This window comes from Peribacillus sp. TH14 (genome assembly GCF_016651145.1).
Taxonomy (GTDB): Bacteria; Bacillota; Bacilli; order Bacillales; family DSM-1321; genus Peribacillus; species Peribacillus butanolivorans.
Genome location: NZ_JAEKEK010000001.1, coordinates 3,286,363 through 3,298,420 on the forward strand (window position 1 = coordinate 3,286,363; position 12,058 = coordinate 3,298,420).

A 12,058-nucleotide genomic window follows, 5' to 3' on the forward strand; every position below is an offset into this window, starting at 1 on the left:
TTGAAACATAAAAAAACCCGGATAAGGGACACTTTTTTATGTGTGTCCGTTATCCGGGGTATAGTTCAATCAATGGGGGCCTTCTTTGTGCGGGAATGATGTTATTTAACCTGATGCTTTTTCAAGCGGTATTGAAGACTTTGGCGACTTATATTCAAGGCTTTAGCTGCTTGAGAGATATTCATGCCATGCTCTTTTAATATCTTCTCTAAATAAATCTTTTCTGTATTAGCAATATAATCATCAAGAGATAGGGTTGTGTCTTGTAATTCTTCATTTTGAATAAGGTCATTTTTAATATCCAGCTGAGTTTCTTCCATATGAGCTTTCTTTTTAAATAAAGTTGGAAGATGCGGGATCTCAATTTTTGTATCCCCGGGTTCTAGTAAATTCATAGCCCCTTCAATAATATGCTCAAGTTCTCTTACATTTCCTGGCCATTCGTAATCATAAAAAAGAGAGTAGACCTCATCGCTGATTCCTTCAATATCCAATTCAAACAACGCATTGAACTTTTCAATAAAGGATTGAGCCAGCAATGGTATATCTTCTTTCCGCTCACGAAGTGGAGGGATAAATAAGGATACAACGCTTAATCGATAATATAAATCCTTTCGTAAATGATCATTTGAAATCGCATCTATTGGATCTTCATTTATCGTTGCAATGACTCGAACATCAATTTTTTTGTCTTTTGTATCTCCTACTCGGCGAATCGTTCTTTCTTGAAGGGCCCGTAATAATTTTGCTTGCAAATTCGGGTTTAAAGAATTGATTTCATCAAGAAGGATGGTTCCGCCTTGAGCTTGTTCAAATAACCCAGGCCTTTCAATGGATCCTGTGAAAGCCCCTTTCTTCGTTCCAAAGAGAATTCCCTCAATTAAACTATCTGGCAGTGCAGCACAGTTTTGACTAATAAAAGGATGTGTCGAACGGTTACTTCCATTATGGATACTTTGGGCAAAGAGTTCTTTTCCGGTACCTGTTTCCCCGACTATCAAGATGGAGGATGTGGTTCTTGTGGAGCGCTTGCTCTTTTCAATGACGTCTAAGAAATTCTCACTAGTTCCAATGATGCTGTCAAACGTATATTTGGTATCGCCCTTATTTAAAATATTGTCTTTAATAATTCTTTCAAGATTTGTTATATCCTTTGCTACTTCAATAGCACCGATAATATTTTGCTTCTGATCTAAAATTGGAAACGTATTATTGATTGTTGTAATTTCCTGTCCGAGATTATTAAAGTAGGTCTGTTTTGAGTTTTCAGTTGCTTTTCCGGAATGAAGAGCCCGTATTAGCGTACTCTCAGTTTCCTCTTGGAACTTAAAAATATCAGGGATCTTTTTCCCTAATACATCTTCTGAATCCATTCCTTCAATTTCAGCCATTTTCTTGTTATAAACAATGGTTAGACCTTCTGTATCTATTATATGTATCCCGATATCAATTACATCTACGAGTGAATACAGGATAGATTGAAAACCTTCTATTTTTATGATCTGATCTAAATTCATTAATGCCTCCTACTTTTATTCATTTCTTAGAGATTATTGTAGAGGATTTGCAGAAAAGGCGCAATAAAAATTTGCACAGCAAGATTATTTTGCATTAAAGTGCAAATTTTTTTTGCACAAAAGATAAAAATTCCTTGTTTTTCGTGAAAAAACAAGTTGGCACAAATCTTGCATTAATAAAAACTATAGTGTTCAAGGCACAAATATAAGAATTAAAGCAAAAAATAATGGCACACTATGCTATTTTTCACCAAAAGTGCTGAATTTCTTTGCATTTCCTTTAGAAAAATCTATATTTTTCAAAAAAGTTGAAAAGTTGGCACGGAACTTGCTAGTTATAAAGGGAGAAGCAAAAACATAAATCTTAGGGAGATGAGACATAATGGTCCAACCATACAAACACGAACCATTTACTGATTTTAATAATGAGGCAAACAATAAAGCATTTCAGGTAGCTTTGAATGATGTAGCTAAAGAATTAGGAAATAAATATCCATTAGTTATTAACGGTGAAAAAATCTTTACAGATGAAGTCATTACCTCTGTAAACCCAGCAGACAAAAAAGAAGTAATCGGGATTGTATCAAAAGCAAACAAAGACCTTGCAGAGCAAGCAATGCAAGCGGCAGATAAGACATTCCAAACTTGGAGAAAAACAAAAGCAGAAATGCGTGCAAATATTTTATTCAGAGCAGCAGCCATTGTTCGGAGAAGAAAACACTACTTCTCAGCTCTATTGGTTAAAGAGGCAGGGAAGCCCTGGAATGAAGCGGATGCTGATACAGCGGAAGCAATCGACTTTATGGAATACTACGCACGTCAAATGTTGAAGCTTAAAGACGGTATGCCAGTGGAAAGCCGCCCAATTGAACTAAATACATTTAGTTATGTGCCACTTGGTGTAGGTGTCATTATCTCACCTTGGAATTTCCCTTTTGCGATTATGGCAGGCATGACGACAGCAGCTCTTGTTTCAGGAAATACCGTTTTATTGAAACCAGCAAGTACAACACCGGTCATTGCGGCTAAATTTATCGAAGTATTGGAAGAAGCCGGCTTACCTGCAGGAGTTGTGAACTTCATTCCAGGAAGCGGTGCTGAAGTAGGCGATTATTTAGTGGATCATCCTCGTACGCGGTTCATCAGCTTTACTGGATCTCGTGATGTTGGAATTCGTATTTATGAGCGTGCGTCAAAAGTTCACGAAGGTCAAATTTGGTTGAAACGTGTCATCGCTGAAATGGGCGGTAAAGATACGATCGTTGTTGATACAGAGGCGGATTTGGAACTTGCAGCACAATCCATCGTTGCTTCTGCATTCGGATTCTCAGGTCAAAAATGTTCTGCATGTTCACGTACAGTCATTGTGGAAGATGTGTATGATCAAGTATTAAATCGTGTTATTGAATTAACAAAAGAAAAAACAGTTGGAGAACCAACAGATGTAAATAACTTTATGGGTCCAGTTATCGATCAAGCTGCTTACGACAAAGTCATGAGCTACGTAGAGATCGGTAAAACAGAAGGGAAGTTAGTTGCAGGAGGAGAAGGAGACAATTCAAAAGGTTTCTTTATCCAACCAACAATTATTGCAGATGTGGATGAAAATGCTCGTGTCATGAAGGAAGAAATTTTTGGACCAGTAGTAGCGTTCTGTAAAGCAAAAGATTTCAATCATGCGATTGAGATTGCTAATAACACAGATTATGGGTTAACAGGTGCAGTTATCACAACTAACAGTGAACATATCGAGCAAGCACGTGAGGATTTCCATGTTGGGAACTTGTATTTCAATCGTGGCTGTACAGGAGCTATCGTTGGATACCAACCATTTGGCGGATTCAATATGTCAGGTACAGATTCAAAAGCAGGTGGACCAGATTATTTAGTTCTTCATCTACAAGGAAAAACAACAGCAGAAACGTTATAAATCATAGGGGGGAATCAACATGACAACAGTAACAGAAAAATTAATTGAACAAACAGAGCAATATGGTGCAAACAATTACAATCCACTTCCAATTGTCATTTCAAAGGCAGAAGGAGTTTGGGTGGAAGATCCTGAAGGAAACAAATATATGGATATGCTAAGTGCCTATTCTGCAGTGAATCAAGGCCACAGACATCCAAAAATTATCGATGAACTAAAAAAACAAGCAGATCGTGTAACGTTAACTTCTCGTGCATTTCATAGTGATAAATTAGGCCCTTGGTATGAAAAGGTTGCTCGTCTTACACAAAAAGATATGGCGCTGCCTATGAATACTGGTGCTGAAGCAGTTGAAACAGCTATCAAGGCTGTTAGACGCTGGGGCTACGACGTGAAAGGAATCGCTGAAAATCAAGCGGAGATTATTGCTTGTATAGGCAATTTCCATGGCCGTACAATGGCAGCCGTATCATTGTCTTCAGATGAAGAATACAGAAGAGGATTTGGACCAATGCTACCAGGAGTCAAGCTTATTCCTTATGGAGATCTTGCAGCATTGAAAGAAGCGATTACTCCTCAAACAGCTGGATTTTTAATTGAACCGATCCAAGGTGAAGCGGGAATTATCATTCCTCCACAAGGATTCTTAAAAGAAGCTTACGAACTATGTAAAGAAAATAATGTACTATTCGTTTCGGATGAAATTCAATCAGGACTTGGCCGTTCAGGAAAAATGTTTGCCTCCGATTGGGATGAAGTGATTCCTGATATGTATATTTTAGGAAAAGCACTTGGTGGTGGAGTATTTCCAATCTCATGTGTCGCAGCAAACCGTGAAATTCTTGGCGTATTTAATCCTGGTTCACATGGTTCTACATTCGGTGGTAATCCATTAGCATGTGCAGTTTCTATCGCTTCATTAGAAGTTCTTGAAGATGAAAAACTGGCAGAACGTTCATTAGAGCTAGGGAAATATTTCATGGATAGTTTAAAAGAAATCAATAATCCTATGATTAAAGATATTCGTGGAAGAGGCTTATTTATTGGATTGGAATTAACTGAAGCGGCAAGACCTTATTGTGAAAAACTAAAAGAAGAAAAATTACTGTGTAAAGAAACACATGATACAGTTATCCGCTTTGCTCCGCCGCTAGTGATCACTAAAGAAGAGCTAGATTGGGCAATTGAACGTATTAAAAGAGTTTTATCCTAATATCCCTATGAGGTGAATTCCATTGAGTACAACGATCAAAGAAGAAAAAGAAACTGCCAGCTTGCTTGAATCCACACAGGTCGTAATCAAGGAGGCGCTGGGTAAGCTTGGTTATTCGGAAGAAGTGTTTGAGCTTTTAAAGGAGCCTCTTCGTATGCTGACCGTCCGAATTCCAATTAAGATGGATGACAATTCAACAAAGATATTCACTGGATACCGTGCCCAGCACAACGATGCTGTTGGTCCTACAAAAGGTGGAATCCGTTTTCATCCTGAAGTCGATGAGGAAGAAGTAAAGGCACTTTCGATGTGGATGAGTTTAAAATGCGGGATTGTGAATCTGCCATACGGCGGAGGAAAAGGTGGCATTATCTGCGATCCGCGCCAAATGTCTATGGGTGAATTAGAAAGGCTTAGCCGCGGGTATGTTCGAGCGATTAGCCAAATAGTGGGGCCGACTAAAGATATTCCGGCCCCGGATGTTTATACAAATTCTCAAATCATGGCATGGATGATGGATGAATACAGTAGAATAAGAGAGCACGATTCTCCTGGATTCATTACAGGTAAGCCACTAGTGCTGGGCGGTTCACACGGTAGGGAAAAGGCAACTGCACAAGGTGTCACGATTTGTATCGAGGAAGCCGCAAAGCGTAAGGGCATAGAACTGAAAGGTGCACGCATTATTGTCCAAGGATTTGGGAATGCGGGAAGCTTTTTAGCAAAATTCATGCATGATGCAGGTGCGAAAGTGATTGGTATTTCTGACGCATATGGTGCCATATATAACCCAGATGGCCTCGATATCGATTACTTACTTGATAAAAGGGATAGCTTTGGAACGGTAACAACATTATTCGAAAATAAAATTACCAATCAAGAGCTTCTAGAACAAGATTGTGATATTTTAGTGCCAGCTGCTATTTCTAATCAAATCACGAATGAAAATGCACATCTTATAAAAGCGCAAATTGTCGTAGAGGCAGCGAATGGTCCAACCACTTTGGAGGCCACTAAAATCTTAACAGAACGCAATGTGCTTCTTGTACCTGATGTATTAGCAAGTTCAGGTGGTGTAACTGTTTCTTACTTTGAATGGGTTCAAAATAATCAGGGTTACTACTGGGAAGATGAAGAAGTTCAAAAAAAATTAAAAGAGTTATTGGTCAACTCATTTAATCAAATATATGATATGGCTGAGACAAGAAAAGTGAATATGAGATTAGCTGCATATATGGTGGGTGTCAGAAAAATGGCAGAAGCCTCGATATTCCGGGGTTGGGTATAAGCTGAATATTATGATAGATAGTGGAGGGGTGATTCCTTGTTAAAACCGATTTACACAATTGAGTGTGCTCAGAATGGGACCATCGAACAAGTTTATGTTCAAAAGAATTCCTATGTTTATGAATGGGAAAGGCTCTTTTTAGTGAAAACAGAAGATGGGAAATTGATTGATGTTTCAATAGGTGCCAGTGGTCACATTACTGAAATTAATGTCACGGCAGGGGATCCTATTAATAGAAAGCTTCCTTTAGCTTTGCTCCAAGACGATTTTGTTATAACAGGCTCTGATTAATTATAGAAAAGAGAGTGTTCCAAAGGTGTAGGCAATTCGACTTTTGGGATGCTCTTTTTTGTTGTTGTTCAAACAGATATCATAGTTAAATATAGAGAATTCCTAAAGCACTGAGGATTCCTTGCATTATAAATAAAAACACCTTTGCTGCATGTACTTTTCTTCATTGTACATTCAACGAAGGTGTTTTTCATTTGAAAGGAATCCGACTTAGTTTATAGCACGTTTATCCGCGGAGTTCACATTATGTGAGCAATTGTTCTATTAAACACCATATGGCTTGCTGAAGTTCGAGGCTTTCATTGTGCCTGAAGTAATAGATGGAATATTGTTATATTCCCTTTCATAAACATAAAAGACAAGGCAGGAAATTTTAAAAAGATTTGTACTATACTTTTTGAGTGCAATTTGGGAGGTGATAAAGGATTATTCGAAACAGATTCTCTCTCTCTTTTTTCTAGAAAAGTCGGGTTATTATCGTAGGGATATTTTTCTGAGAGAAGTTTATAGGAATTTAAGCCTATAGTTAGAAATATTATGTTAGAATACAACAGGAGATTTAAACATCAAATAAATAGTAGTTTTTCTGAATTTACCCATACTTGCTAAGTGAGTGTATTTTCAGATTTCTTCTATTTAAAAAAGGAGAGGTTAATTAACGTATGAGAATCTCAGAATTAAAAAGAGAAGCCCTACTTTCTTTGAAAGGTAAATGGGGAGTAGCCGTTTCACTTATGTTGCTCTTGTTCTTGATCAATGTCATTTTACCTATAATTGTTGAAGTGATCGGAAGCGGTGGGTTTACACAGTGGTTCGCGCAAGAAGAAACACCGGTATGGTCGGATATCTTCGGAACCGTACTATCTATAGCCTTAATCCCGCTGACTATAGCAACAACTTGGTTTTACCTGAATATAGTCAGGAAAGGAAACCCTGATATTCCAGAGGTATTCGCTATCTATAAAGAAGGAAAAACCTCTTTTAAGATTATCGGTGCGTCAATTTTACAAGGTATTTTCATATTTTTATGGTCATTATTATTTATTATTCCAGGAATCATCAAAAGTCTGTCATATTCCCAACTATTTTTCTTATTAAAAGATCACCCTCAATTAACAGTGCTTGAAGCATTTTCAGAAAGTAAGAAACGAATGAAAGGGTTGAAATGGAAGTATTTTCTAATGCACTTAAGCTTCATAGGCTGGGGAATACTGTGTATATTCACCTTAGGGATTGGACTTTTATGGTTGGCCCCTTATGCAGGAACAACAATGGCAGCATTCTATAATGAATTAATTGTACCTCAAGATGATTCTGACAACGATCAAATAGAAGCATAAACGCTTGGCCGATAGCAAAATTGCTATCGGTTTTTTTATTGTTAGTATCTCGTATTAGTCAAATATGAGAATGACAGTATTGTAGACTATTGCTTTGTTTTGATAAAGGATGGAACGAATCCAAGGGAGGACTTTGGCTTTTACTCATAACCTGCCGCATATCTTATTTTATGGTCATTCATAACCATTTGGTTATGAAGTGATGATTGAATTTCTATTATTTTCCTCACGAGAGCGGGAGTATAATGAGATTGAATCGAAAAATAATGGCTCTATGCGCTCAGGAGAGAAACGGATAAATGAGAAAAACCATAGGAATCAAAGACAATAAAGCAAAGATCAGCATCATTTGGGTAATCGGCATTCTGTTCATAGCGGCCAATCTTCGTGCACCTATTACGTCAATAGGTCCATTAATTAGCCTGATTCGTGATGATACAGGAATCAATAATGCAGTCGCAGGGATGGTGACGACGATTCCGCTGATAGCCTTTACCTTGGTTTCCCCTGCGGCCCCATTGATTGCTAAGCGAATTGGAATGGAATGGACTTTACTATACTCATTACTGCTACTCATAGTGGGATTATTCCTTCGATCGATTTCATCAGTTACGGCTTTAATGACCGGAATGGCTTTTATGGGAATTGCCATTGCAGTTGGGAATGTTCTACTTCCAGGTATCATCAAACAGAAACATCCAGAGAAAGCAGGCATCTTGACTGGTGCCTATATAGCGAGCATGAACCTTTCATCAGCCATCGGTTTTGGAATCAGTATTCCATTAGCCAAAGAAGCAGGCTTAGGATGGCAAGGGTCTTTATTATGTTGGGCAATTCTGGCTATTGCCACATTGATTCTTTGGTTGCCCCAAGTGAAGGGCAAGCGGGGAGAAAGAATGAATCGCGCTTCAAAATCAACAACATCGATTTTTTCTTTTGAAATGTGGAAATCGCCGACAGCTTGGAACATCACACTCTTCATGGGCTTACAATCATTACCGTTTTATATTTTGTCAGCATGGCTTCCTGATATGTTGATGGCTCAAGGCATGGATCAGGCTAAAAGCGGCTGGATGCTAAGTATTAATCAATTCACTTCGCTGCCGGCGACCATCATTACCCCGATTGTCGCGATGCGTATCTCAAACAGGAGTATTCTTGGAATCATATCAGGGATATTAATGACCATCGGTATGGTGGGTATGGGTTTCGGTCAGCTTTCGCTGATACCAATTTGTATGGTTTTGATAGGTTTAGGGAACGGTATGGCCATCAGCTTTGCCATGATCACATTCGGATTACGTACGGAAAGTGCACAACAAGCAGCTGTTCTTTCAGGAATGGCACAATCTATTGGATACTTACTTGCCGCGATCGGACCAATCTTGATTGGCTTGATTCATGATCTTACTCATAGTTGGGCATTACCAAAACTGATCCTGATTTTCATTACTGTATTATTAATTATATCCGGTGCCTTTGTTGGTCAAAGGAAACCTGTTTTGAAGAAAATCCAAAAAAGTGATGAAAAGTCTTATAGTATATAATGGGTTTTTAAAATACGTAGAAAGAGGGCGTCCCCGATCGATCTTTTACAAATGAGATACTTTCAAATCGTTGCAAAACATCAACATTTAACAAAAGCAGCGGAAGCATTGAACATCACTCAGCCAGCCCTTAGTAAAATGATTGGTAAATTGGAAAATAGTCTTGGTTATGAATTATTTGATCGAAGAGGCAGGCAAATCCAATTAAATAAACTCGGTGAATCCTATTTGCGAACTGTCGAACAGGTCTTTTTACAATTAAAAGAAGGGGAAAAGGAATTAGCCTACCTGGCAGATAAGCAGGATAAATTAATCTCCATAGCTGTTACCATTCCGAGTATTCTGCCAGAGTTATTAGGCGGTTTTCTAAAGAAACATCCCAATGCCCGATTTAGACAACATCAGGCTTCCTTCGAACGAATCAAAAAACAGATTGAAATAGGGGAAATAGACGTCGGTATCTCAACAGTACCTGTGATAGGGGAACATATTGAGTGGGTTCCCATCCTAGAAGAAGAAATACTTCTAGCCGTGCCCCTTTCCCACCCTTTGGCCAATAGAAAGAGCATCTATCTAAAAGAAGTGGAGAATGCTCCTTTCATCGTTATGCCATTAGGTTATGATTTTCGCGATATGACGGAACGCTTTTGCAGAGAAGCAGGTTTCTATCCTGATTTTGCTTTTGAAGGAGACGAAACGGGAATCACTCATGAGCTCGTAGAAAAAGGCCTCGGCGTTGCCTTATTTCCATCATTGCTATCAAATGAAAGATTACATGATTTACAAACGGCAAAATTGAAGATCATTGAGCCTCCCTGCTCCAGAACAGTTGGGTTGGTTTGGCATAAAAGCCGGCCATGTAATGATATTGTAAAGAGCTTCATTCAATATACGATGGAGTTTTTGGAACATAAAAAAGATCAGGAAAGAAAAAATGGATTTTAATTCTTAATTCCCCTTTAAAGGTTAAATTGTTAATTTTAAGGTGTATAATAGAAAACTTAGAATGCTATTTAGGGGGATTACATAGTGAGTAGTTTTAATATGGCGGATATGATATACCAATTGTTTTGCTTTGTATTTCTAATCCTGATCATAGTAGGTATCGTATCGCTTTTCCGTTCCGTCAAGCAACGCAAAACTAGACTGGATATCATGGAAAAGAAAATGGATGATTTATATGAACTAATTAAAAAGGACAGCGATTGACGGCTACATTCTGTGGCCGTTTTTTCTATGCAAAAGAGTCATTGGGTACAGTCTAATTACCGCTTTGATGGTTGTGAAGGTTAGTCAGGGAAATCATCTATTAAAATAGCTAATGAAAAACCCCTGTCTCAGAATTTGAAAAGAAGATAGGTTTTTTTCATCTTTTGAAAGACATAACGAATCATAAAAAGAAATAGGATTTGTTAAAAATAAGCAGTTTTACATGGCGAGATGATGGAATACATGACATTTGTTGGGCAAACTGCCTGCTAAGGAGTTGGTATAGATGATGCATGGTTTGTGATGGCTTCTTATCTTATAATGGAGTGGGTTAGATATTTAAGGGAAATAAAGAAAATACAAACAAACCATCAAAAATTTACGTACATGAATGATGACCCTATAACTAAGTGTCGGAGATGAAGAATGCTAAACATTCAATCCTTTTGTTAGGTATCTTTGAGAAGTAGGAGGAGTCGGTATCATGAAAGAAATTATTGCTATTAAAGAAGTCACTCAGTTTAAGTCCCGTGCAGAGGAATTTAGTCCATACGCCTGGTGTAAACACATGTTAGAAAATGACCCAGTGAGCTATCACGAAGGAACAGATACGTGGAATGTCTTTAAATATGAAGATGTTAAGCGTGTTCTTAGTGATTATAAACATTTTACGAGTGAACGCCAACGAACCACTATATCTGTTGGAACGGATAGTAAGGAAGGTTCAGCACCTGAGAAAATCAAGATCACTGAAGCGGATCCACCTGTGCATAGAAAACGCCGATCACTGTTGGCCGCAGCATTCACACCTAGAAGTCTCCAAAACTGGGAACCTCGCATTCAGGAAATTGCAGATGAATTAGTCGAACAGATGGGGACAGACAAGGAAATTGATATTGTACAATCATTGGCAAGTCCGCTTCCGATTATTGTCATGTCAGACTTAATGGGCGTTCCCTCAAAAGATCGTTTACTGTTTAAAAAATGGGTAGATATCTTATTCCTTCCCTTTGACAAAGAAAAACAAGAAAAAGTAAATGAAATGAAGCAAGTGGCAGCAAGAGAATATTATGAGTATTTATATCCAATTGTTGTACAGAAACGGTTACATCCAGCGGATGATATCATATCCGATCTATTGAAGGCCGAAGTAGATGGTGAAACCTTTACAGATGATGAAGTTGTGCGTACGACCATGTTGATTTTAGGAGCGGGAGTCGAGACAACCAGTCATTTACTTGCCAATACCTTTTATTCACTATTATATGATGACAATAAAGTCTATGAAGAGTTACGTAATAACCTGGATTTAGTTCCACAAGCCGTTGAGGAAATGCTGCGTTACCGATTCAATTTAACCAAATTAGATCGTACAGTAAAGGAAGATAACGATTTATTAGGAGTAGATTTGAAGAAAGGGGATGTCGTGGTTGCCTGGATGAGTGCAGCAAACATGGATGAGGAGATGTTTGAAGACGCATTCACTCTTAATATACACCGTCCTAATAATAAGAAACATCTAGCCTTTGGAAATGGGCCGCATTTCTGCTTAGGTGCTCCGCTAGCACGACTGGAAGCAAAAATTGCCCTTACCACTTTTCTAGAGAAATACTCACATATTGAATCAGTGGATTCGTTTCAGTTGGAAGAGAATCTGACCGATTCAGCGACCGGGCAAACTCTAACTAGCTTACCACTTAAGGCATTCAGTAAACATTAAAAA

10 protein-coding genes are annotated in these 12,058 nt (G+C 38.3%); 9 read left to right on the top strand and 1 reads right to left on the bottom strand.

Annotation, left to right across the window (positions count from 1 at the left end; translation table 11 throughout):
- Positions 1–101: 101 nt before the first annotated feature.
- A complete protein-coding gene (locus tag JFU50_RS15920; protein WP_056521591.1) occupies positions 102–1,517 on the bottom strand; it encodes a sigma-54 interaction domain-containing protein in 1,416 nt (471 codons plus the stop codon).
- A gap of 382 nt (positions 1,518–1,899) precedes the next feature.
- On the opposite strand from JFU50_RS15920, the gene pruA reads away from it, so the two are divergent.
- The 9 genes from pruA to JFU50_RS15965 all read left to right on the top strand — a co-directional run bounded on the left by pruA (position 1,900) and on the right by JFU50_RS15965 (position 12,055).
- Positions 1,900–3,447, top strand: a complete 1,548-nt coding sequence (pruA, locus tag JFU50_RS15925; protein WP_201223294.1) for an L-glutamate gamma-semialdehyde dehydrogenase — start codon at positions 1,900–1,902, stop codon at positions 3,445–3,447.
- A gap of 19 nt (positions 3,448–3,466) precedes the next feature.
- A complete protein-coding gene (locus JFU50_RS15930) occupies positions 3,467–4,660 on the top strand; it encodes an ornithine--oxo-acid transaminase (protein ID WP_083450848.1) in 1,194 nt (397 codons plus the stop codon).
- Positions 4,661–4,682: 22 nt separating this feature from the next.
- Positions 4,683–5,948 (top strand): Glu/Leu/Phe/Val family dehydrogenase, encoded by a 1,266-nt coding sequence (locus JFU50_RS15935; RefSeq protein ID WP_207196172.1) that lies wholly within the window; start codon positions 4,683–4,685, stop codon positions 5,946–5,948.
- 36 nt (positions 5,949–5,984) lie between these two features.
- Positions 5,985–6,239, top strand: a complete 255-nt coding sequence (locus tag JFU50_RS15940) for a hypothetical protein (RefSeq protein ID WP_056521602.1) — start codon at positions 5,985–5,987, stop codon at positions 6,237–6,239.
- 662 nt (positions 6,240–6,901) lie between these two features.
- Positions 6,902–7,579, top strand: coding sequence for a DUF975 family protein (locus JFU50_RS15945; protein ID WP_201186369.1), 678 nt, complete (start codon positions 6,902–6,904; stop codon positions 7,577–7,579).
- 299 nt (positions 7,580–7,878) lie between these two features.
- The gene (locus JFU50_RS15950) at positions 7,879–9,126 is read left to right on the top strand and encodes a CynX/NimT family MFS transporter (RefSeq protein ID WP_201223295.1); all 1,248 of its coding nucleotides are present in this window, start codon (positions 7,879–7,881) and stop codon (positions 9,124–9,126) included.
- A gap of 36 nt (positions 9,127–9,162) precedes the next feature.
- A complete protein-coding gene (locus JFU50_RS15955) occupies positions 9,163–10,071 on the top strand; it encodes a LysR family transcriptional regulator (protein ID WP_201188010.1) in 909 nt (302 codons plus the stop codon).
- A gap of 84 nt (positions 10,072–10,155) precedes the next feature.
- Positions 10,156–10,335, top strand: a complete 180-nt coding sequence (locus JFU50_RS15960; RefSeq protein WP_313888853.1) for a DUF4083 family protein — start codon at positions 10,156–10,158, stop codon at positions 10,333–10,335.
- 481 nt (positions 10,336–10,816) lie between these two features.
- A complete protein-coding gene (locus JFU50_RS15965) occupies positions 10,817–12,055 on the top strand; it encodes a cytochrome P450 (protein WP_201225103.1) in 1,239 nt (412 codons plus the stop codon).
- Positions 12,056–12,058: the final 3 nt, after the last annotated feature.